The 21,411-nt window shown below is 72.1% G+C and carries 18 protein-coding genes and 2 pseudogenes; 3 read left to right on the top strand and 17 right to left on the bottom strand.

Annotated features, from left to right (window positions below; genetic code table 11):
* Nucleotides 1–99: 99 nt before the first annotated feature.
* From der to aroH, 5 genes are all read right to left on the bottom strand, one after another.
* Nucleotides 100–1,578 carry a ribosome biogenesis GTPase Der gene (der, locus tag ACFWR9_RS35345; RefSeq protein ID WP_383849641.1) on the bottom strand — a complete coding sequence of 493 codons (1,479 nt, stop codon included), beginning with the start codon at nucleotides 1,576–1,578 and terminating at the stop codon, nucleotides 100–102.
* 74 nt (nucleotides 1,579–1,652) lie between these two features.
* The gene (locus ACFWR9_RS35340) at nucleotides 1,653–2,300 is read right to left on the bottom strand and encodes a lysophospholipid acyltransferase family protein (RefSeq protein ID WP_383849638.1); all 648 of its coding nucleotides are present in this window, start codon (nucleotides 2,298–2,300) and stop codon (nucleotides 1,653–1,655) included.
* Nucleotides 2,297–2,992 carry a (d)CMP kinase gene (cmk, locus tag ACFWR9_RS35335; RefSeq protein WP_383849635.1) on the bottom strand — a complete coding sequence of 232 codons (696 nt, stop codon included), beginning with the start codon at nucleotides 2,990–2,992 and terminating at the stop codon, nucleotides 2,297–2,299. The genes ACFWR9_RS35340 and cmk overlap by 4 nt, the downstream gene beginning before the upstream one ends.
* A gap of 112 nt (nucleotides 2,993–3,104) precedes the next feature.
* Nucleotides 3,105–4,190, bottom strand: a complete 1,086-nt coding sequence (locus ACFWR9_RS35330) for a prephenate dehydrogenase (RefSeq protein ID WP_383849633.1) — start codon at nucleotides 4,188–4,190, stop codon at nucleotides 3,105–3,107.
* A complete protein-coding gene (gene aroH, locus ACFWR9_RS35325; RefSeq protein ID WP_383849630.1) occupies nucleotides 4,187–4,549 on the bottom strand; it encodes a chorismate mutase in 363 nt (120 codons plus the stop codon). The genes ACFWR9_RS35330 and aroH overlap by 4 nt, the downstream gene beginning before the upstream one ends.
* A gap of 141 nt (nucleotides 4,550–4,690) precedes the next feature.
* Between aroH and ACFWR9_RS35320 the strand changes: the two genes are divergently transcribed.
* Both ACFWR9_RS35320 and ACFWR9_RS35315 read left to right on the top strand, forming a co-directional pair.
* The gene (locus tag ACFWR9_RS35320; protein WP_383849627.1) at nucleotides 4,691–5,086 is read left to right on the top strand and encodes a Rieske (2Fe-2S) protein; all 396 of its coding nucleotides are present in this window, start codon (nucleotides 4,691–4,693) and stop codon (nucleotides 5,084–5,086) included.
* A 23-nt stretch (nucleotides 5,087–5,109) separates the two neighbouring features.
* Nucleotides 5,110–5,914 (top strand): annotated as a pseudogene (locus ACFWR9_RS35315) (DNA polymerase beta superfamily protein).
* Here ACFWR9_RS35315 and ACFWR9_RS35310 read toward each other — a convergent pair.
* The 12 genes and pseudogenes from ACFWR9_RS35310 to ACFWR9_RS35255 form a co-directional block, all read right to left on the bottom strand.
* Nucleotides 5,832–6,222, bottom strand: a pseudogene (locus ACFWR9_RS35310) (DNA polymerase beta superfamily protein); the annotation flags it as partial. The pseudogenes ACFWR9_RS35315 and ACFWR9_RS35310 overlap by 83 nt on opposite strands.
* The gene (locus ACFWR9_RS35305) at nucleotides 6,218–7,240 is read right to left on the bottom strand and encodes an ADP-ribosylglycohydrolase family protein (RefSeq protein WP_383849624.1); all 1,023 of its coding nucleotides are present in this window, start codon (nucleotides 7,238–7,240) and stop codon (nucleotides 6,218–6,220) included. The pseudogene ACFWR9_RS35310 and the gene ACFWR9_RS35305, both read right to left, overlap by 5 nt.
* Nucleotides 7,237–7,956: an NUDIX domain-containing protein gene (locus ACFWR9_RS35300; RefSeq protein ID WP_383849657.1), complete on the bottom strand. Its 720-nt coding sequence runs from the start codon at nucleotides 7,954–7,956 to the stop codon at nucleotides 7,237–7,239. The genes ACFWR9_RS35305 and ACFWR9_RS35300 overlap by 4 nt, the downstream gene beginning before the upstream one ends.
* A 73-nt stretch (nucleotides 7,957–8,029) precedes the next feature.
* Nucleotides 8,030–9,166 (bottom strand): pseudouridine synthase, encoded by a 1,137-nt coding sequence (locus ACFWR9_RS35295; RefSeq protein ID WP_383849621.1) that lies wholly within the window; start codon nucleotides 9,164–9,166, stop codon nucleotides 8,030–8,032.
* Nucleotides 9,166–9,819 carry an SMC-Scp complex subunit ScpB gene (gene scpB, locus ACFWR9_RS35290; RefSeq protein WP_383849619.1) on the bottom strand — a complete coding sequence of 218 codons (654 nt, stop codon included), beginning with the start codon at nucleotides 9,817–9,819 and terminating at the stop codon, nucleotides 9,166–9,168. The genes ACFWR9_RS35295 and scpB overlap by 1 nt, the downstream gene beginning before the upstream one ends.
* Nucleotides 9,816–10,982 (bottom strand): segregation/condensation protein A, encoded by a 1,167-nt coding sequence (locus tag ACFWR9_RS35285; RefSeq protein WP_383849616.1) that lies wholly within the window; start codon nucleotides 10,980–10,982, stop codon nucleotides 9,816–9,818. The genes scpB and ACFWR9_RS35285 overlap by 4 nt, the downstream gene beginning before the upstream one ends.
* Before the next feature lie 18 nt (nucleotides 10,983–11,000).
* Nucleotides 11,001–11,558, bottom strand: a complete 558-nt coding sequence (locus ACFWR9_RS35280; protein ID WP_383849654.1) for a hypothetical protein — start codon at nucleotides 11,556–11,558, stop codon at nucleotides 11,001–11,003.
* The gene (locus tag ACFWR9_RS35275) at nucleotides 11,555–12,685 is read right to left on the bottom strand and encodes a ParA family protein (RefSeq protein ID WP_383849613.1); all 1,131 of its coding nucleotides are present in this window, start codon (nucleotides 12,683–12,685) and stop codon (nucleotides 11,555–11,557) included. Before ACFWR9_RS35275 ends, ACFWR9_RS35280 begins: the two co-directional genes overlap by 4 nt.
* Before the next feature lie 387 nt (nucleotides 12,686–13,072).
* Nucleotides 13,073–14,188, bottom strand: a complete 1,116-nt coding sequence (ald, locus tag ACFWR9_RS35270; protein ID WP_383849610.1) for an alanine dehydrogenase — start codon at nucleotides 14,186–14,188, stop codon at nucleotides 13,073–13,075.
* A gap of 142 nt (nucleotides 14,189–14,330) precedes the next feature.
* Nucleotides 14,331–16,358, bottom strand: coding sequence for a tetratricopeptide repeat protein (locus ACFWR9_RS35265; protein ID WP_383849608.1), 2,028 nt, complete (start codon nucleotides 16,356–16,358; stop codon nucleotides 14,331–14,333).
* Between the two features lie 176 nt (nucleotides 16,359–16,534).
* Nucleotides 16,535–17,170, bottom strand: coding sequence for an NUDIX hydrolase (locus ACFWR9_RS35260; protein WP_352154649.1), 636 nt, complete (start codon nucleotides 17,168–17,170; stop codon nucleotides 16,535–16,537).
* Nucleotides 17,171–17,256: 86 nt separating this feature from the next.
* The gene (locus ACFWR9_RS35255; protein ID WP_383849651.1) at nucleotides 17,257–18,924 is read right to left on the bottom strand and encodes a CTP synthase; all 1,668 of its coding nucleotides are present in this window, start codon (nucleotides 18,922–18,924) and stop codon (nucleotides 17,257–17,259) included.
* A 555-nt stretch (nucleotides 18,925–19,479) separates the two neighbouring features.
* On the opposite strand from ACFWR9_RS35255, the gene ACFWR9_RS35250 reads away from it, so the two are divergent.
* Nucleotides 19,480–21,282 carry a glycoside hydrolase family 15 protein gene (locus ACFWR9_RS35250; RefSeq protein ID WP_383849648.1) on the top strand — a complete coding sequence of 601 codons (1,803 nt, stop codon included), beginning with the start codon at nucleotides 19,480–19,482 and terminating at the stop codon, nucleotides 21,280–21,282.
* Nucleotides 21,283–21,411: the final 129 nt, after the last annotated feature.

Below are 21,411 nucleotides of genomic sequence, written 5' to 3'. Positions count from 1 at the left end.
GCCCCCCCCCGGGCCGCGGGGGGGGGTGACGCCCCCCCCCCCCCCCCCGGCCGGGGGCCCCCCGGGGCCGGGGCCCCCCCCACTCCGCCCCCACGACCGCTACTTCTTCTTCGCGCCGCGCTTCTCGCGCACCCGCACCGAGATATGGATCGGCGTCCCGTCGAAGCCGAACTCCTCACGCAGCCGGCGCTCGATGAACCGCCGGTAGCCCGCCTCGATGAAGCCGGAGGCGAAGAGCACGAAGCGCGGCGGCTTGGTGCCGGCCTGCGTGCCGAAGAGGATGCGGGGCTGCTTGCCGCCGCGCACCGGGTGCGGGTGGGCGGCGACCAGCTCGCCGAGGAAGGCGTTCAGCCGGCCCGTGGGGACGCGGGTCTCCCAGCCGGCCAGCGCGGTCTCGATCGCGGGGACCAGCTTCTCCATGTGGCGGCCGGTCTGCGCCGAGACGTTGACCCGCGGCGCCCACGCCACCTGGCCCAGCTCGGTCTCGATCTCCCGCTCCAGGTAGTAGCGGCGCTCCTCGTCGAGGGTGTCCCACTTGTTGTAGGCGACGACGATCGCGCGGCCCGCCTCGACGGCCATGGTGACGATCCGCTGGTCCTGGACCGAGATCGACTCGGAGGCGTCGACGAGGATGACGGCGACCTCCGCCTTCTCGACGGCGGCGGCGGTGCGCAGCGAGGCGTAGTAGTCGGCGCCCTGCTGGAGGTGGACGCGCTTGCGGATGCCCGCGGTGTCGACGAACTTCCAGGTCACGCCGCCGAGTTCGATCAGCTCGTCGACCGGGTCGCGGGTGGTGCCGGCCAGTTCGTTGACGACGACGCGCTCCTCGCCGGCCACCTTGTTCAGCAGCGAGGACTTGCCGACGTTCGGGCGGCCGATCAGGGCGATGCGCCGCGGGCCGCCGATGCCGCCGCCGAAGGACTCGCGCGGTGCCTCGGGCAGGGCCTCCAGGACCTGGTCCAGCATGTCGCCGGTGCCCCGGCCGTGCAGCGCGGAGACCGGGTGCGGCTCGCCCAGGCCCAGCGACCAGAGGTAGGCGGCGTCGGCCTCGCCGCTCGGGCCGTCCACCTTGTTGGCGCACAGCACGACGGGCTTGCCGGCCTTGCGCAGCAGCCGTACGACCGCCTCGTCGGTGTCGGTGGCGCCGACCTTGGCGTCCACGACGAAGACGACCGCGTCGGCGGCCTCGATGGCGTACTCGGCCTGTGCGGCCACGGAGGCGTCGATGCCGAGGACGTCCTGCTCCCAGCCGCCGGTGTCGACGAGCTTGAAGCGGCGGCCGGCCCACTCGGCCTCGTAGGTGACGCGGTCGCGGGTGACGCCCGGCTTGTCCTCGACGACGGCCTCGCGGCGGCCGATGATGCGGTTCACCAGGGTCGACTTGCCGACATTGGGACGGCCGACGACGGCGAGGACGGGCAGCGGGCCGTGCCCGGCCTCCTCGATCGCGCCCTCGACCTCCTCGACGTCGAAGCCCTCGTCGGTGGCCAGCTCCATGAACTGCGTGTACTCGGCGTCGCCGAGCGCCCCGTGGTCGTGCTCCTCGCCCGAGCCCTCGGAGTGGATGTGGTCGTTCATGAAGTCCGTACCTCGTTCATCGTGGTGATCGGTGGAACACCCCTGTACTGGGTGATCCACTACTCAAGTGTCGCCTAGCGGGTGGTGAGCCGCCTGGCGTTTTCCAGGTGCGCGGTGAGCTGCTTCTGGATGCGTTCGGTGGCCTCGTCCAGCGCCTTGCGGGTGCGGCGTCCGCTGCCTTCACCCGCGTCGAAGGGGTCGCCGAAGACGACGTCGACCCGCGAACGCAGGGGAGGCAGCGCTTTTATCAACCGTCCGGGACGGTCGGTACTTCCCAGCACGGCGACCGGGACGATCGGGGCGCCGCTGCGGACCGCGAAGTAGGCGAGCCCGGCGCGCAGCGAGGCGAAGTCGCCGACACCCCGGGTGCCCTCCGGGAAGATGCCCAGCACGCCGCCGTTCTGCAGCACGCCGAGCGCCTGCCCGATGGCCGTGCGGTCGGTGGAGTGGCGGTCCACCTTGAGCTGGCCGATGCCGGTCAGGAAGGGTCCGAGCGGGCCGATGAACGCCTCCTTCTTGATCAGGAAGTGCGTCGGCCGGGGCGCCACGCCCATGACCATGGGGCCGTCGATGTTGTGCGAGTGGTTGACGGCGTAGATCACCGGGCCACTCGCGGGCACCCGCCAGGCGCCCAGCACGCGCGGCTTCCACAGCCCGTACATCAGGCCCACGCCGATGCGCCGCCCGACCTCGGCGCCCCGCGCCGAAGGGACCTCGGTCACTTCCCCGCCCGCTTCTCCTCGACGAGGGTGACGACACACTCGATGACCTGCGGCAGGGTGAGGGCGGTGGTGTCCACCTCGACCGCGTCGCCGGCCTTGGCCAGCGGGGAGGTCTTCCGGGTGGAGTCGGCCGCGTCCCGCTTGATCAGGGCCTCGCGGGTGGCGTTGACGTCGGCGCCCTTCAGCTCGCCGCTGCGGCGGGCGGCGCGGGCCTCCGGGGAGGCGGTGAGGAAGATCTTCAGGTCGGCGTCCGGCAGCACGGTCGTGCCGATGTCGCGGCCCTCGACGACGATGCCGAGCGGCGCGGCGGCGGCGATGGAGCGCTGCAGCTCGGTGATCCGGACACGGATCTCCGGGACGGCGCTGACCGCGCTGACCTTGGAGGTGACCTCCTGGGTGCGGATCGGGCCGGACACGTCCGCACCGTCGACCGTGATGGCGGGGCCCGCCGGGTCGGTGCCGGAGACGATCTCGGGCTTGCCGGCCGCGGCGGCGATCGCGTGCGGGTCGTCGGTGTCGATGCCGTTGGTCACCATCCACCACGTGATCGCCCGGTACTGGGCCCCGGTGTCCAGGTAGCTCAGGCCGAGCTGCGCGGCCACGGCCTTCGACGTGCTCGACTTGCCCGTGCCGGAGGGGCCGTCGATGGCGACAATCACGGCCGGGACGGTCGGGGCGGCGCCGTTTTCCACGAGGGGACACCTTCCTGGTGCGGTGCGGTGGGTGGTGTGCGGGACGCGAGCGCGTCCCGCACAAGGTTACTGGGTCCCCGGAGCCCCTATTACAGCCGTACGAGCTACCCGATCACTGCCGGATGGCCCAGCCCCGGTCCTTGAGGGACGCGGTGAGGACGGCGGCGGCCTTCGGCTCCACCATGAGCTGCACCAGACCCGCCTGCTGGCCGGTCGCGTGCTCGATGCGTACGTCCTCGATGTTGACGCCGGCCAGTCCCGCGTCCGCGAAGATGCGGGCCAGCTGGCCGGGCTGGTCGTCGATGAGGACGGCCACGGTCTCGTAGGCCCGCGGGGCGGAGCCGTGCTTGCCGGGGACGCGGACCTGTCCGGCGTTGCCGCGCCGCAGCACCGAGGCGATACCGGTGCCGCCCTCGGTGCGCTTGTCCTCGTCGGAGGACTGGAGGGCGCGCAGGGCCCGTACCGTCTCCTCCAGGTCGGCGGCGACGTCGGTGAGCAGGTCGGCGACCGGGCCCGGGTTCGCGGAGAGGATGTCGATCCACATCCGGGGGTCGGAGGCGGCGATCCGGGTGACGTCGCGGATGCCCTGGCCGCACAGCCGTACGGCGGCCTCCTCGGCGTGCTCCAGGCGGGCGGCGACCATGCTGGAGACCAGGTGGGGCATGTGCGAGACGAGGGCCACGGCGCGGTCGTGGGCGTCCGCGTCCATCACCACCGGCACCGCGCGGCAGTGCGAGATCAGCTCCAGGGCGAGGTTCAGCACCTCGGTGTCGGTGTCCCGGGTCGGGGTCAGCACCCACGGGCGGCCTTCGAAGAGGTCGCCGGTGGCGGCCAGCGGGCCGGACTTCTCGCGGCCGGACATGGGGTGCGTGCCGATGTAGGACGACAGGTCGAGGCCGCGGGCCTCCAGCTCCCGCCGGGGACCGCCCTTGACGCTGGCCACGTCGATGTACCCGCGGGCGGCGCCGCGCCCCATGGCGTCGGCGAGGACGCCGGCCACCAGGGCGGGCGGAGCCGCGACGATCGCCAGGTCGACGGGGCCCTCGGGGGGCACGTCGGTGCCGGCGCCGAGCGCGGTGGCGGTGCGCGCCTGCTCGGGGTCGTGGTCGGCGAGGTGGACGGTGACGCCGCGCTGGGTCAGCGCGAGGGCGGCGGAGGTGCCGATGAGGCCGGTGCCGATGACGAGTGCGGTTCTCACTGGGCGATGTCCTTGCGCAGGGCCGCGGCGGCGCCGAGGTAGACGTGGGCGATCTCGGCGCGGGGCCGGTCGGACTCGATGTGGGCGAGGACCCGGACGACGCGGGGCATGGCGCCCTCGATGTCCAGCTCCTGGGCGCAGATCAGCGGCACGTCGGTGATGCCGAGCCCGCGGGCGGCGGCGGCCGGGAAGTCGCTGTGCAGATCGGGGGTGGCCGTGAACCACAGGCTGATCAGGCTGTCGGCCGACAGGCCGTTGCGCTCCATGATGGCGGTCAGCAGGGCAGCGACCTGCTTGTCCATGTGCCCGGCCTCGTCCCGTTCCAGTTGGACGGCGCCCCGGACCGCTCGTACCGCCACGGCATGCTCCTTGCTGACGTGCGTATCGGTTCTTGGTCCGTCCAGCCTAGTCAGCCCGCCGGGTACCGGCCCGGGGCGCCCGTCCCCTGAGACGCTGGCCCCTGATCGGCACCTCTTCCCGCATCCCTCTCGGAGTGACCCATGAACAACGGCCCGACGCGTCGTACGGCCCTCCTCTCGGCGGGCGCGGCGGCGCTCGCCGTCGGCTGCGGCAGCGGCGACGAATCCGGGGACGCCGAGACCTCCCCGGGGCAGGAGCTGACGACGACGGACGACATCCCGGTGCGCGGCGGCAGGATCCTCGCGGAGCAGAAGATCGTGGTGACCCAGCCGGAACCGGGCGACTTCAAGGCGTTCTCGGCGGTCTGCACCCATCAGGGCTGCATCGTGTCGGACGTGCGCGACGGCACCATCGACTGCGCCTGCCACAACAGCCGGTTCAGTGTCGCCGACGGCTCGGTGGAGCAGGGACCGGCGACCGAACCGCTGCCCGAGAAGCGGATCACGGTGGAGGGAAATTCGGTCCGCCTGGCGTGAGGCGCCCGCGTACGCTCCCCGGCATGGACCCCGAGCTGCTGGTGCGCGACCACACGATCTACGCCTGTGTCATGGGCTCGCGCGCCTTCGGCCTGGCGACGGAGGACAGCGACACCGACCGCCGGGGCGTCTTCCTCGCCCCCACTCCCCTCTTCTGGCGCTTCGAAAAGCCGCCGACCCACGTGGAGGGCCCGGCCGAGGAGCAGTTCGCCTGGGAGCTGGAGCGCTTCTGCGACCTGGCCCTGCGCGCGAACCCCAACATCCTGGAGTGCCTGCACTCCCCGCTCGTGGAGTACGCCGACGCCACGGGCCGTGAACTGCTGTCCCTGCGCGACGCGTTCCTCTCCCGCCGCGCCCACGACACGTTCACCCTCCCCCACGCTCGGCTTCGCTCGCGCGGGCGGTGCCCCCATCGCGCACGGCCAGCGCCGCAAGCTGGACGCCGACGTCCGCACGCACGGCGCCCCGCGGTGGAAGCACGCGATGCACCTGCTGCGGCTGCTGGAGTCCGCCCGCGAACTGCTGCGCACGGGCACGCTCACCATCGACGTCGGCGACCGGCGCGAGGCGCTGCTCGCCGTGAAGCGCGGCGAGGTCCCCTGGCCGGAGGTGGAGAGCCGCATGACGCGTCTGGCCGGGGAGAGCGAGGAGGCCGTCCACCGCAGCCCGCTGCCCGCCGAGCCGGACCGCCGCCGCGTCGAGGACTTCCTGGCCCGCACCCGGCGCGCCTCAGCTCTCCACGGGCCGGCTTCAGCTCGCCGGTCTTCTCGAACAGCCGCCACTGGGTCTGCGCGAACCCCCGGTAGTGGTGGGCGTGATGGCCGGTGAGGACGTCCGGGGCGAGCGCGGCCGGCTCCCGGTGCGCCTCGGTGGTGTGCACGACCAGCGGCGACAGCAGCTGCTCCAGCACATAGCCGTTGCGCCGGAGCATCAGCCGGACGAACTTGCGCAGGTCGTGCGTGACCAGGTCCATCTCGACGCCGTCCCGGTCCCACATCCCGCGACCGGGTCTCCTCCGGCTCGCGCAGCCCGACCAGGTCCGCGGCGGACAACAGGTGGACGCCGCGCAGGTCGACGTCCGAGTCGCGGGACGGGAAGCCGTGGAGGTGGGCGCCGGAGACGGTGGCGAACTCAAGCGTCCCAGAGCGCGCCCAGGGACAGCAGGTCGCCCCGGTACTCGATGCGGTCGGCCCACTCGGCGGGCCAGGCGTCGGCGCCCAGGTGCGCGCCGGCGAACGCGCCCGCGAGGCAGGCGATGGAGTCGGAGTCGCCGGAGGTGCAGGCGCCGCGGCGCAGGGCGGTCAGCGGCTCGTCGACGAAGAGCAGGAAGCAGAGCAGCCCGGCCGCCATGGCCTCCTCCGCGATCCAGCCCTCGCCGACGGACAGGCAGGGGTCGGTCTCGGGCGAGGCGGTGCGCACGGCGTGCTGGAGACGGTCGAGGATCGCCAGGCACTCGTCCCAGCCGCGGGCAATGAAGTGCTCGGGCGTGGGGTCCTGGGCGCGGGTCCACAGATCGCCGAGCCAGCGCTCGTGGTAGCGGCCGCGGTTGTCGTAGGCGTACGAGCGCAGCAGCCCGACCAGACCGGTCGGTTCGGCTCCCCCCGCGAGCAGCCGGACGGCGTGCGCGGTCAGGTCGGAGGCGGCGAGCGCGGTGGGGTGGCCGTGGGTGAGCGCGGACTGCAACTGGGCGGCGCCCGCGCGCTGTTCGTCACTGAGGCCGGGGACGAGTCCTATGGGCGCGACGCGCATGTTGGCGCCGCAGCCCTTGGAGCCGACCTGGCTGGCGTCCTGCCAGGGGCGGTCCGGTCGTTCCAGGAGGTCGCAGGCGCGCAGGCAGGTGTTGCCCGGCGCCCGGTTGTTCTCCGGTGAACGGTTCCAGGCGACGAACTCCTGCCGCACCGGTTCGGTCATACCCTCGGGCGCGAGGACCCCGCGGTCCATGGCCGTCCGCACCCCCTTCCCCAACGCCAGCGTCATCTGCGTGTCGTCGGTGACGAACGCCGGGTCCGGCAGCGTCATCTCGCGCCAGGGGCCGCACTTGGCGAGGATCGACGGGACGTCGTTGAACTCGGTCGGGAAGCCCAGCGCGTCGCCGAGGGCGAGGCCGGTGAGCGCTCCGGTGGCGGCGCGCTTGGTGACGGTGTTCGTGGTCATGCGGGGCGTCCTTCCCGAGGGGTGCGGAGCAGGGGCGGGTGCAGGGTGGTGGCGGGGCCCGCGCGATACAGCGCGGCGGGCTTGCCGCGGCCTCCGGTCAGCCGGGCGGCGCCGGGGACGGGCTCCACGAAACCCGGGGTGGCGAGGACCTTGCGGCGGAAGTTGGGCCGGTCGAGAGCCGTGCCCCACACCGTCTCGTAGACCTGCTGGAGCTCGCCGAGCGTGAACTCGGGCGGGCAGAAAGCAGTGGCCAGGCAGGTGTACTCCAGCCTGCCGCCGAGGCGGGTCCGGGCGTCGGCCAGGATCCGGTCGTGGTCGAAGGCGAGGCCGCGGGCCTCGTCGTACGGCATCCAGCGGGCCTCGGCCGCGTCGGTGCCGGCGTGCGGCTCGGGCGGGTCGGGCAGCAGGGCGGCGAAGGCGACGGAGACGACCCGCATCCGGGGGTCGCGGCCGGGTTCGCTGTAGGTCCGCAGCTGCTCCAGGTGCAGCCCGGTCACGTCCGCCAGGCCGGTCTCCTCGGCCAGCTCGCGCCGGGCGGCCGTCTCCGCCGACTCGTCCGGCAGCAGGAAGCCGCCCGGCAGCGCCCAGCGGCCGGCGTACGGCGCCTGGCCGCGCTCGACGAGCAGCACGTGCAGCGCGCCCGCGCGCAGCGTGAGGACGGCGAGATCGACGGTGACGGCGAAGGGCTCGAAGGCGTGCTTGTCGTAGCCGTGCAGAACGACCCACCCCCTTAATAGTCACTAGGACTATAAAGGGGGTGGGTCGGTCAGGACAACCCTGAGGGGACGCCTAGAGCTCGACCTCCGACATCAGCATCCCGACCTCCGTGTTGGACAGCCGGCGCAGCCAGCCCGACTTCTGGTCGCCCAGCGTGATCGGGCCGAAGCCGGTGCGGACCAGCTGGTCGACGGGGAAGCCCGCCTCCGACAGCATCCGGCGGACGATGTGCTTGCGGCCCTCGTGGAGGGTGACCTCGACCAGGTAGTTCTTGCCGGTCTGCTCGACGACCCGGAAGTGGTCCGCGCGCGCGTACCCGTCCTCCAGCTGGATGCCGTCCTTGAGGCGCTTGCCGAGGTCGCGCGGGATCGGGCCCACGATGTGCGCGAGGTAGGTCTTCTTCACGCCGTACCGGGGGTGGGTCAGGCGGTGCGCCAGCTCGCCGTGGTTGGTGAGCAGGATGACACCCTCGGTCTCGGTGTCGAGCCGGCCCACGTGGAAGAGGCGGGTCTCACGGTTGGTGACGTAGTCGCCGAGGCACTGGCGGCCCTCCGGGTCCTCCATCGTGGAGACGACACCGGCGGGCTTGTTGAGCGAGAAGAACTGGTACGACTGCGTGGCGACGGTCAGGCCGTCGACCTTGACCTCGTCCTTCTCCGGGTCGACCCGCCTGCCCTGCTCCAGCACGATCTCGCCGTTGATCTCGACCCGCGCCTGCTCGATCAGCTCCTCGCAGGCCCGCCGGGAGCCGTAGCCCGCGCGCGCGAGGACCTTCTGCAGCCGCTCGCCCTCCTGCTCGGCGCCGGGGAAGGTCTTGGCCGGCTTGACGGCTGCCTTGCCCGCGTTCCGCTCGGAAGTTCCCGCGTACCGCTCCCGGTTGCGCTCCTCGGCCCGCGTCTCGTACTCGCGGGACGTGGCCGGAGCCGAGCGTCCTCGCTGCTGGGGCCGCTTGGGGCCGCCCTTGGCCCCGCCGCGGGCCGCGCCGCCGCGCCCGGACTTGGGGCCCTCGGGGGAGGCGCCGGGGCCCACGTCGTAGCGGCGCTCCTCGGGGCGGGGCTTCTTCGGCCGGCCGCCCGGCTTGTCGTCGCGGTTGCTACCGGCGCCGCGGTAGTTACCGCGGCCACCACTGCTCCCGCCGCGGCCGCCGCTGTTGCCACCACGGCTCCCGCCGTTGTTTCCGCTGCTGTTCCTGCCGCTGCTGCTTCGCATCAAAGTTCCGTCTTGTCGTCTGCGTCCTCGGAATCCGGGGCGTCCGGATCGAACGACGGGACCCCTTCCAGCGTCTCGGCCTCGATCGCCGCCGCCTCCGGGAGGAAGGGCGCGAGCTCCGGGAGCTCGTCCAGGCCGCGCAGGCCCATCCGCTCCAGGAAGTAGTTCGTCGTCACGTACAGGATCGCACCTGTTTCGGGTTCCGTGCCCGCCTCCTCGACCAGACCCCGTTGCAGGAGGGTGCGCATCACGCCGTCGCAGTTCACGCCGCGCACCGCGGAGACGCGGCTGCGGCTGACCGGCTGGCGGTAGGCGACGACGGCGAGGGTCTCCAGCGCGGCCTGGGTGAGGCGGGCGTGCTGGCCGTCCAGGACGAAGCCCTCGACGGCCGCGGCGTACTCGGGGCGGGTGTAGAAGCGCCAGCCGCCGGCGATCAGACGCAGCTCGAAGCCGCGGCCCTGGACGGTGTACTCGTCGGCCAGCTCCCGCAGGGCGTCCGCGATGCGCCGCCGGGGGCGTTGCAGTATCTTCGCCAGCTGCTCCTCGTTCGCGGGCTCGTCGACGACCATGAGGACGGCTTCGAGTGCGGGCTTGAGGTCGAGGTCGGCGACGCCGTCCGGTGCGCGCACGGCCTCCGTGGTCTGCTCACTCACGTCTTCCACTCCTCCTCGGTCTTCTCCGGCGGCCGGTCGAACTCGTCGGTCACCACCGGCCCGGCGTCCTCGGCACCGCCGGTCCAGCGCACCAGCAGGTCACCGAGCGCGGTCTCCTGGTCCAGCTCGACGGCCTTCTCCCGGTACAGCTCCAGCAGGGCCAGGAAGCGGGCCACGACGGTCAGTGTGTCCGCGGTGTCCTGGACCAGCACGCGGAAGCTGGCCTCGCCCAGCTCCCTGAGCCGGTCCACCACGATCCCGGCCTGCTCCTGCACGCTGACCAGGGGCGCGTGGATGTGCTCGACGTACACCTGCGGCCTGGGCTTGGGCTGCATGGCCTTCACGGCGAGCTTGGCGAAGCCCTCGGGGCCGATGCTGATGACGACCTCGGGCAGCAGCTCGGCGTGGTGGGGTTCCAGGCCGACGGTACGGGGGTAGCGGCGGGCCTCGGCCTCCAGCCGCTCGTTGAAGATCTCCGCGATCTGCTTGTAGGCGCGGTACTGGAGCAGCCGCGCGAAGAGCAGGTCGCGGGCCTCCAGGAGCGCCAGGTCGGCCTCGTCCTCGACCTCGGCGGCGGGCAGCAGGCGGGCCGCCTTCAGGTCGAGCAGCGTGGCGGCGACCACCAGGAACTCGGTGGTCTCGTCGAGGTCCCAGTCGGCCCCCCTCGCCCGGATGTGCGCCATGAACTCGTCGGTCACCTTGGACAGCGCGACCTCGGTGACGTCCATCTTGTGCTTGGAGATCAGCTGAAGGAGCAGATCGAACGGCCCCTCGAAGTTGGCGAGCCGGACCTTGAAGACACCGTCGCCGTCGGTCTCAGAGGAGGCGTCGGCCGGGTCGGTCGCGGCCGAGGACGGGGCGTCGGGGAGCGCGGCCTCCGGCACAGCCACGGGAAGCGCGGCCTCCGGCACGACCTCGGCGGGCGCGGCCTCCGGCAGACCCTCCGACAGCGCTTGAGCGGCGGGCGGCGGGGCCTCGGGGAGCGCGGCCTCGGGCAGACCCTCCGACGGCGCTTGAGTGACGGCCGGCTCGCCGGGCGCCGTGCGGGGCTGCGCGTCCTCCCGGAGGACCGGGGCGGGCGCCGAGGGTTCTCCGGGGCCTCGGCCCAGCGCGCGCCGACGGCCGGCGCGGGGGCCGGGGCTGGAGGCGTCGTTCGAGGTCATGGCCCCCGCAGGCTACCGCTACCGCCCGCGCAACCGTCGTACGAGGATGCTGGCGTCCCCACGGGATTCCAGGTCGGCGAGGACCACGGCGACCGCCTCGCGGACGATGCGGCCGCGGTCGACGGCGAGGCCGTGCTCTCCGCGGAGCACCAGGCGGGCGTGCTCCAGGTCCATCAGCTCCTCGGCGGAGACGTACACGGTGATCTTCTCGTCGTGCCGCTCACGGCCGCTGGGGCGGCGTGCGGCCGCCCTGCCGCGCTTGCGGGGCTGGGCGGCGGCAGAACCTTCCTGCGCGCCCGTGCCCGGCCCGGCGGGCCGTGCGGAGCGCTCCGCGCCCCGGCTGCGCGACTCGCCCGCCGAGCCCGGTTCCGCGTCCGCCGCCGCGTGCTCGGCGCCCTCGCCGTCGCCGCCCTGCGCGGGCACCGACTGCGGCGCGTCCTCGGCGGCGGCCTGGTCGCTCTCCCCCGCCGGCGCCGGCACGCGTGCCTCGCCGCTGGCCGGCCGCCGCGGGGTGGACGCCTGGAGCGCCATCCCCCCTGTCGTACGGAAGAGTTCGTCGGCCCCCGGCAGACTCACTCGGCGTGACACCGGGCGAGCACCTCCCTGGCGAGCTGGCGGTAGGCGGCGGCACCGACGGAGTTGGAGGCGTAGGTGGTGATCGGCTCACCGGCGACCGTGGTCTCCGGGAAGCGGACCGTGCGCCCGATGACCGTGTGGTAGACGTGGTCGTCGAACGCCTCGACGACACGCGCGAGCACCTCACGGCTGTGCACCGTGCGCGAGTCGTACATCGTGGCGAGGATGCCGTCGAGCTCCAGGTCCGGGTTGAGCCGCTCCTGGACCTTCTCGATCGTCTCGGTCAGCAGGGCCACACCGCGCAGCGCGAAGAACTCGCACTCCAGCGGCACGATCACCTTGTGCGCCGCGGTCAGGGCGTTGACGGTGAGCAGGCCGAGCGAGGGCTGACAGTCGATCACGATGTAGTCGTAGTCGTCCATCAGCGGCTTCAGCGCGCGCTGGAGCGTGGACTCGCGCGCGACCTCGCTCACCAGCTGCACCTCGGCCGCCGACAGGTCGATGTTGCTGGGCAGCAGGTCCATGTTGGGGACCGCCGTCTTCAGCAGCACCTCGTCGGCCGCCATGCCCCGCTCCATGAGCAGGTTGTAGACGGTGAGGTCGAGCTCCATCGGGTTGACGCCGAGCCCGACCGACAGCGCGCCCTGCGGGTCGAAGTCGACGAGCAGCACCCGGCGCCCGTACTCGGCGAGCGCGGCACCCAGGTTGATGGTCGACGTGGTCTTGCCCACGCCGCCCTTCTGGTTGCACATCGCGATGATCTTCGCGGGGCCGTGATCGGTCAGCGGGCCCGGGATCGGGAAGTACGGCAGCGGGCGTCCGGTCGGACCGATGCGCTCACGGCGCTGACGGGCCGCGTCGGGCGCGAGCGTGGCGGCGTACTCGGGATCCGGCTCGTACTCCGCGTCCGGGTCGTAGAAGTGCCCCTCGGGCAGTTCGTCGTAGTCGGCGAAGTGGTTGCGGGGCGCGCCACTTCCGTCGCCGGCCATGGCGTTCACGTGTTGGCCATCCATACTCATGTGTGCTGTCAGAGTTGCCTGCGGACTCTGGTGGGCGGCTGCGAAGGAACGTACGGCGACGGAGCCGACAGCCTCGAGATGCCCCGGGCTGTGGGCCCGTGCAGGCATTCCTGGTTGACCACCCCCGGGAGTAAATGTCGACTCATTCACAAGTCGTCTTACCTCCTTGGTGACCAGGGAACTTCTAGACAGGTCAGCGTGGCACCATGCCGACGTTCGGCGACTCTATGGCGTGTCGGCCGTCCGCAGCAACACAATCCGCCGGACCCGGCCCGATGTGTCGGCAATGAAACATCCCTCTGTCAAGGGCGTACGGCCGTCGCACAGCAGGTTTCACCGGTGCGCGAATCGGTTGAAGCGTTACGTTCGAGGCGAGTTGACCGAGAATCGCAAAGTGACCATACACACACGCGGCCGGACCTTGTCGGGCAAGGTCCGGCCGGGTGTGCGGGGTTGACGGCACTTGTTGACGTATCGCCTTTGTGGGTCGCCGACTTAGCCGAGCAGCGTGCTCGGGTCGACGTACTCCAGGCCGTGCGCGTCGGCGACCTCGCGGTAAACGACCTTGCCGTCATGCGTGTTGAGACCCCTGGCCAGCGCGGGGTCGCGGCGCAGCGCCTCGACCCAGCCGCGGTTGGCCAGCTCCACGATGTACGGCAGCGTGGCGTTGGTGAGGGCGTTGGTGGAGGTGTTGGACACCGCGCCCGGCATGTTGGCGACGCAGTAGAAGACCGAGTTGTGGACCGGGAAGGTCGGCTCGGCGTGCGTGGTGGGACGCGAGTCCTCGAAGCAGCCGCCCTGGTCGATCGCGATGTCGACAAGAACACTTCCCGGCTTCATCCGGGAGACCAGCTCGTTGGTGACCAGCTTCGGGGCCTTGGCGCCCGGGATGAGCACCGCGCCGATGACCAGGTCCGCGTCGAGGACGGCCTTCTCCAGCTCGAAGGAGTTGGACATGACGGCCTTGACCTTGGTGCCGAAGATCTTGTCGGCTTCGCGCAGCTTGTTGATGTCGCGGTCGAGCAGGGTCACGTCGAAGCCCATGCCGACGGCGATCTGGGTGGCGTTCCAGCCGGAGACGCCACCGCCGATGACGACGGCCTTGGCCGGGATCACGCCCGGCACGCCGCCCGGCAGCACACCGCGGCCGCCGTTGGAGGCCATCAGGTGGTAGGCGCCGACCTGCGGGGCCAGCCGGCCCGCGACCTCGGACATCGGGGCCAGCAGCGGCAGCGCGCGGCTGGGCAGCTCGACCGTCTCGTAGGCGATCGCGGTGGTGCGGGACTCGACGAGGGCGTCCGTGCACTCCTTGGACGCGGCCAGGTGCAGGTAGGTGAAGAGCGTCTGGTCCTTGCGGAGGCGGTGGTACTCCTCCGCGATCGGCTCCTTGACCTTCAGCACCAGGTCGGCGGTGGCCCAGACCTCGTCGGCGGTGTCCAGTGTCCGGGCACCGGCGGCGACGTACTCGGCGTCCGGGATCGAGGAGCCGACGCCGGCTCCGCGCTCGATGACCACCTGGTGGCCGTGGCGCACCAGCTCGTGCACGCCGGCGGGGGTGATGGCCACCCGGAACTCGTTGTTCTTGACCTCGCGGGGGATGCCGACCTTCACGGGGATCACGGTCCTTGGCTCAGAGGATGGGCTATTACAAGGCATACCCGTTCAAACGCGGGCACACCGGGACAGACCGCAGGAGAGTGTGCGGCAGAGCCAGTCTAATGAAGGCGTTCCCGGTGTCTAGCCTTTCAAAGCATCAATCTTCAGACGATGCGCTACGGATTTCGCAGGCATCTTCGGGATCTTCCCTCAGCATGCGGTCGGCGACACTCCGCTCCAGGCCGGCCGAGGTGGGGTCGCCGAGCCGGTCGAGAGTGTCGGCGAGCCGCAGGTGCAGGGCGGCCTGGAGCCGGACGTCCTCGGCCCGGCGGGCCCACTCGACGGCCTCCTGGCAGGTGCGCAGCGACTCCTCGGGCCGTCCGGCGTACTCCTGGACCCGGGCCAGCTCGGACAGCGCCCGCGCCAGCGCGGCCACGTCCCCGCCCTTGCGGTGTCCGGCGACCGCCGCGCGCCAGGAGCGCACCGCCTCGCCGTAGCGGCCCGCGTAGGTGTGGGCGGTGGCGATACGGCCGTAGATCCGGGCGGCGTCGGCCCGCTCGTCCCGGGCGAGCCGCTGGGCGAGGGCCCGGCCGAACCAGTCGGCGGCCCGGTCGTAGTCCTCCAGCTCCAGGTGGGCGCCGCCCACGGATTCCATCGCGCGGCCGGTGGCATACGGGTCGTTCGCCTCGCGTCCGGCGTCCAGCGCGGCCCGGTAGCGCACCAGGGCCTCGGCGGTGCGGCCGGTGCGGGCGTCGAGGTCGGCCAGGTTCAGCAGGGCCGCCGCCTTCTCCCGGGGCAGTTCGCGGCGCTCCGCCACGTCGAGGACGAGACGGTGGATGCCGTACAGGTCGGGAGCCGCCGCCTGGGTGCCGAAGTGCGCCACCATGGCCCGCACCAGCTGGGACATCAGCCGGCGGGCCAGGGTGTCCAGCTCGCCGTCGGCGACCGCGAGGCGGGCCGAGGCGAGCAGGGTGGGGCGCCGGGCGCGCAGCCAGTCGGCGGCGGCCCTCGGGGTGGGGAAGCGCAGGTCGCGCGGCATGCCCACGAGCTTCTCGCGGGCCTGCGGACTGTCCGTCTCGGTGACCGCCCGGCAGGACTGGAGCAGCCGCACCGTCCGCTCCAGCATCCGGGCGCGGGCCAGCTGCAACTCGGCCGGCCGGTCGTGGGTCTCGGCGAGGCGGGTCAGCCGGGCGTGCAGGCAGGCGGGCACCTCGTACCCGGGCGGTGTGGAGCCGACCTCGCGCAGCAGGCCGAGGCCGACGAAGTCGTCCAGGGTGGTGCGGGCGCCGTTCACCGAGCACCCGGCGAGCGCGGAGGCGGTGTGCGGGTCGACGAGACCGGCCGGGGCGAGGGAGAGCAGGCGCAGCATCCGGGCGGCGGTGCTGGGAAGGGACGCGTAGACGAGGCGGAAGACGCGAGTGAGCGCGGTGCCCTCGTCGCCCTCCGCGTGCACGTGCTTGGCCAGGTCGGCGACGGCCGCCTGGGGCCGGGCCGCGAGCCAGCCGCCGGCCAGAGTGAGCGCGGCGGGCTGGGCCTGGCAGACCTCGACCAGTTGCTCGGCGGCCCGGGGGTCGACGGTGATGCGGACCGAGCCGGTGTAGCGGGACAGCAGTTCCATGGCCGACTTGGTGTCGAGGCCGCCCAGCGTGCAGGGGCGGACGTCCGCGATGCCGGTCAGCGGCCCCTCGGCGACCACCACGGCCAGGCAGTCCGGGGTGTCCGGCAGCAGGGCGTCGACCTGCTCGGCGTCGGCGGCGGCGTCGAGCAGCAGCAGGACCCGGCGGTCGGCCAGGGCGGTGCGGAGCGCCGCGGTGAGGTCGTCCTCGTCGGCGCCGGGCGGGGTGGGACGGTCCAGGTCGGTGAGGAGTCCGCGGGCGGTCCGTCCGACCGGCACGCGGGTGCCGTCCGGTTCGCTCAGCCGGGCCCGCAGCACGCCGTCGGGGTAGTCGTGCGCGACCCGGGCGGCCAGTTCCTCGGCGAGCGCGGTCCGGCCCGAGCCGGGCCGGCCGGCGATGAGCAGCACGCGCGCGCGAGGGGCCTTGCGTCCGGAGAGGGTGTCCAGGCCCGCGCGCTCGATGTCGGCGCGCAGCTCCTTCAACTCCCGGGTGCGGCCCAGGAATGGACTCTCCTCGACAGGATCTTCCGACAGCCGTACGCCGTCCGTGTCCACCGCCTGATCCGTCACGGGCCACACTCCCGATCCCACCGCACCGGCGCCCGCCGGAACCCCGGTTTCGGGCGTTTCCAGAGCCTAGTTCACGCTCTGCGACGTTCCCGGCGGAGCGCGGCGGGCAGGTCCCTCGATCGGATCAACAGATGGTCACACCGCCAGGAGGCGACAGGCGGTCCCGCGTCGGCGCGTCAGGCCTCGAAGGGACGCGCCGGCCACGGCGCCTCGGCCGGACGGAGCGCGTCGAGCCCGTCGCCCCGCTCCGCGGCGATCAGCGAGAGCACGCCCACGACCAGGCAGTTGTTGTGCAGGTCGCCCGCGAGCACGCCGCGCACCAGGTCCGCGACCGGCACCCGGGCCAGCTCCATGTCGGCCTCTTCGTCCTCGACCTCGAAGCGCTCGCCCTCGGCCTCGGAGAGGTTCCGGGCGAGGAAGATCCGCACGGCCTCGTCGCAGCCGCCGGGGGTGGTGTAGACGTCGGTCAGCACCCGCCAGTCCTCGGCCTTGACGTGCGCCTCCTCGTACAGCTCGCGCTGGGCGGCGTGCAGCGGGTTCTCGCCGGGGACGTCGAGGAGACCGGCGGGGATCTCCCACAGCTTCTCGCGCACGGGGTGCCGGTACTGCCGGATGACCAGCACCCGGCCCTCGCCGTCCAGGGCGAGGACGGCCACGGAGCCCGGGTGGACCTGGTAGTCGCGGGTCACCACGGAGCCGTCGGGCATGACCACGTCGTCCGTGCGGACGGAGGTCTTCTTCCCCCGGAAGGGCGTCTCGGTGCCCCGGACCTCCCACTCCTCGGGGGTGTCCTTGATCGTGCTGCCCGTCATGCCTGACCTGCCCTTTCAGACGTACGCGAAAAGCCGGGGCCCGCGCCGTCGAGTGCGCGCGCCCCGGCCACCGTACAACTGGTGTGCTACTTCGACGTCTTCCGCTCGACCGCGGCCCTGACCAGCCCGGCGAAGAGCGGGTGCGGGCGGGTCGGGCGCGAGCGCAGCTCCGGGTGCGCCTGCGTGGCGACCAGGTACGGGTGGACCTCGCGCGGGTACTCGACGTACTCGACGAGCTTGCCGTCCGGGGAGGTGCCCGAGAAGACGATGCCGGCCTTCTTCTCCAGCTCCGCGCGGTAGGCGTTGTTCACCTCGTAGCGGTGGCGGTGCCGCTCCTCGACGTACTCCTTGTCGTCGTACACCTCGCGCACGATGGAGCCCTCGGCCAGCTTCGCCGGGTACATGCCGAGCCGCATGGTGCCGCCCATGTCGCCCTCGCCGGCCACGATGTCCAGCTGCTCGGCCATGGTCGAGATGACCGGGTGGCCGGTGGCCGGGTCGAACTCGGTGGAGTTGGCGTCCGCGATGCCGGCCAGGTTGCGCGCGGCCTCGACCACGATGCACTGCAGGCCCAGGCAGAGGCCGAGCAGCGGGATCCGGTTCTCGCGGGCGTACTGGATGGCGCCGACCTTGCCGAGCACACCGCGGTCGCCGAAGCCGCCCGGGATGCAGATCGCGTCCACGTCCCCGAGCTGCGCCGCGGCGCCGGCCGCGGTCTTGCAGTCGTCGGACGTGACCCACTTGATCTTGACGCGGGCCTTGTTGGCGAAGCCGCCGGCGCGCAGCGCCTCGGTGACCGAGAGGTAGGCGTCGGGCAGGTCGATGTACTTGCCGACCAGGGCCATGGTGATCTCGTGGTCGGGCTTGTGGACACGGTCGAGCAGGTCGTCCCAGGTCGTCCAGTCCACGTCGCGGAACGGCAGGTCCAGCTTGCGGACGACGTAGGCGTCCAGACCCTCGGTGTGGACGACCTTCGGGATGTCGTAGATCGAGCGGGCGTCGGGGCAGGCCACCACGGCGGCCTCGTCGACGTCGCACATCAGGGAGATCTTGCGCTTGATCGCGGTCGGGACCTCGCGGTCGCAGCGCAGCACGATCGCGTCCGGCTGGATACCGATGTTGCGCAGCGCCGCGACCGAGTGCTGGGTCGGCTTGGTCTTCAGCTCACCCGAAGGGCCGATGTAGGGCAGGAGCGAGATGTGGACCACGAACACGTTGTCCCGGCCGACCTCGTGCCGGACCTGGCGGACGGTCTCCAGGAACGGCAGCGACTCGATGTCGCCGACCGTGCCGCCGACCTCGGTGATCACGACGTCGACCTCGTCCGTCGCCATGCGGCGGATGCGGTGCTTGATCTCGTTGGTGATGTGCGGGATGACCTGCACCGTGTCGCCCAGGTACTCGCCGCGCCGCTCCTTGGCGATCACCGTGTTGTACACCTGGCCGGTGGTGACGTTGGCGGAGCCGTCGAGGTCGCGGTCGAGGAAGCGCTCGTAGTGGCCGATGTCCAGGTCGGTCTCGGCGCCGTCGTTGGTGACGAACACCTCACCGTGCTGGAAGGGGTTCATCGTGCCCGGGTCGACGTTCAGGTACGGGTCGAGCTTCTGCATCACGACGCGCAGACCCCGGGCCTTGAGCAGCATGCCGAGGCTGGAGGCGGTCAGCCCCTTGCCGAGCGAGGAGGCGACACCCCCGGTGACGAAGATGTGCTTGGTCGTCGAAGCTGTGCTGTTTCGAAAAGCAGCGGGCGGCATGGCCAAGAGGGGGCTCCCGTGGTCGCGGTCTGGGGTGCGGTGCGCTCGCCCTCCGCCCCGGTATTCCGGGATGTCGGCGGCGGCGCCGTCGCTGCGGTTCCGGGGTTTTTCTCCCACCGGTCCACGGGCTACCAGCGTATCAGCGCCTCGGGGCGGCGGCTTCCGGCCACCCTCCGCGCACGCCCGGACACGCAGGTGGGGGCGTCACACTTTCCTCACCCGGTGGTCACCCGTTCGGCGGACCCGGGTTGCCCGGAGCGGCACACAGATCATCTACGTGCGTCGTATCCTGCTCGGACGTTCGCTGCCGAGCCGGCCCTGGCGACGCGGCACCACCCCTCGCCCGTCACCGCCGGAACAACGAGAGCTCGTCAGTTGGTTGAGCGACAATTGTCGCTTGCGGCGCAGCGTTTGGCTTGACGGCCGGACGACTGCTTTGCTTCATGGCTCAACGACACATGACACACACCCCACACACCCCCCTGACCCCACCCTTGACCGCACTAGCGACCGCCCCCATCGCGGGGTGACGTGGCCGTTCGACTGGAGTTGCACGTGGCCGGGCGCATCGAAGACTACGCACTCATCGGAGACATGCAGACCGCCGCACTGGTCTGCCGGGACGGCACAGTCGACTGGCTGTGCCTGCCCCGCTTCGACTCGCATGCCATCTTCGCCGGTCTGCTGGGCACCGGGGAACACGGCTTCTGGCGGATCGGACCCGCCTGCGCCCCGGGCGCCGAGCCGCCCAGCGCGGCCCGGCGGACCTACCGCGGCGACTCGCTGATCCTGGAGTCCGAGTGGGACACCGGGCGCGGCACGGTCCGGGTGACCGATTTCATGCCGCCGCGCGACGGCGCGCCGCAGCTGATCCGGATCGTGGAGGGCGTCTCCGGCCGGGTGCCGATGCGCTCGGAGCTGCGGATGCGGTTCAGCTACGGCCGAGTGGTCCCCTGGGTGCACAAGCACGAGGGCCGCACGGTGGCCGTCGCCGGGCCCGACTCCGTGTGGTTCGACACGGATGTCGAGACCTACGGCAAGGCGCTGACCACATACGCGGACTTCACCGTCGCGCCGGGTGACCGGATCGCGTTCACCATCTCGTGGGAGCCCTCGCACAAGGAGCCGCCCCCGCTGCCCGAGCCCGAGCAGGCCCTGGAGGCCACCGAGGACTTCTGGCGCGACTGGGTCGACCACTGTACGTACCACGGTCCCTACCGGGAGGCCGTGGTCCGCTCCCTGATCACGCTGAAGGCCCTGACGTACGCCCCCACCGGCGGCATCGTCGCCGCGCCCACCACCTCCCTTCCGGAGGAGATCGGTGGCGTCCGCAACTGGGACTACCGCTACACCTGGCTGCGGGACGCGGCGATCACCCTGTCCTCACTGCTGCGCACCGGTTACCGCGAGGAGGCCCGCGCGTGGCGCGAGTGGCTGCTGCGCGCGGTCGCGGGCGACCCGGAGAACCTCCAGATCATGTACGGCATCGCCGGTGAGCGGGAGCTGGGCGAGGCGGAGCTGGACTGGCTGCCGGGCTACGAGAACTCCACCCCCGTCCGGGTCGGCAACGGCGCGGCCCACCAGCTCCAGCTGGACGTCTACGGCGAGGTCACCGAGGCCCTGCACCTGGCCCACATGACCGGCCTGGCCCGCAACGACTACGCGTCGGTGCTCCAGCTGAAGCTGATCCGCTACCTGGAGGACCACTGGCAGGAGCCGGACGAGGGCATCTGGGAGGTGCGCGGCCCGCGCCGCCACTTCGTGCACTCCAAGGTGATGGCCTGGGTCGCCGTCGACCGCACGATCAAGCTGATCGAGTCCGGCGACGCCGACGGCCCGCTGGAGCGCTGGAAGCAGTTGCGCGACGACATCCACCGGGACGTGTGCGAGAAGGGCTACGACAAGGAACGCAACACCTTCACGCAGTCCTACGGCTCCCAGGAGCTGGACGCCTCGCTGCTGCTGATCCCGCAGATGGGCTTCCTGCCGCCGGACGACAAGCGGGTCATCGGCACCATCGAGGCCATCCAGCGGGAGCTGTCCACGTCGGACGGGTTCATCCTGCGCTACCCGACGGACGGCAAGGACGAGGGCGTCGACGGCCTGCCGGGCGACGAGGGCGCCTTCCTCGCCTGCTCGTTCTGGATGGCGGACGACCTGGCGATGATCGGCCGGGTGGACGAGGCCCGCAAGCTCTTCGAGAAGCTGCTCTCCCTGCGCAACGACCTCGGTCTGCTGGCCGAGGAGTGGGACCCGCGCCTGCAGCGCCAGGTCGGCAACTTCCCCCAGGCCTTCAGCCACGTGCCGCTGATCGACACGGCACTGCGGCTGACGGCGAGCGGGGCGTACGGGGGCTAGCGGGGCATACGGAGGCCGGCGGGGCGTACCGAGGCTGACGCGGCACGGCGGCGGGCAGGACCGGGTCGTTCAGCCCGCCAGCGCCGTCAGCGTCCGTTCCCCGCCCGGGTCGCCCGCGCGGTGGCCGGT

This window comes from Streptomyces sp. NPDC058534 (assembly GCF_042717365.1).
Classification (GTDB): Bacteria; Actinomycetota; Actinomycetes; order Streptomycetales; family Streptomycetaceae; genus Streptomyces.
This window is presented reverse-complemented; position numbering and strand designations above follow the sequence as displayed.

Bases quoted from the DNA above. Each gene is read 5' to 3' on its own strand.
- der (WP_383849641.1), bottom strand. From the start codon at position 1,578: ATGAACGACCACATCCACTCCGAGGGCTCGGGCGAGGAGCACGACCAC.
- ACFWR9_RS35320 (WP_383849627.1), top strand. From the start codon at position 4,691: ATGAACAACGGCCCGACGCGTCGTACGGCCCTCCTCTCGGCGGGCGCG.
- ACFWR9_RS35305 (WP_383849624.1), bottom strand. From the start codon at position 7,240: ATGACCACGAACACCGTCACCAAGCGCGCCGCCACCGGAGCGCTCACC.
- ACFWR9_RS35295 (WP_383849621.1), bottom strand. From the start codon at position 9,166: ATGCGAAGCAGCAGCGGCAGGAACAGCAGCGGAAACAACGGCGGGAGC.
- ACFWR9_RS35285 (WP_383849616.1), bottom strand. From the start codon at position 10,982: ATGACCTCGAACGACGCCTCCAGCCCCGGCCCCCGCGCCGGCCGTCGG.
- ACFWR9_RS35275 (WP_383849613.1), bottom strand. From the start codon at position 12,685: ATGCCTGCACGGGCCCACAGCCCGGGGCATCTCGAGGCTGTCGGCTCC.
- ACFWR9_RS35260 (WP_352154649.1), bottom strand. From the start codon at position 17,170: ATGACGGGCAGCACGATCAAGGACACCCCCGAGGAGTGGGAGGTCCGG.
- ACFWR9_RS35255 (WP_383849651.1), bottom strand. From the start codon at position 18,924: ATGCCGCCCGCTGCTTTTCGAAACAGCACAGCTTCGACGACCAAGCAC.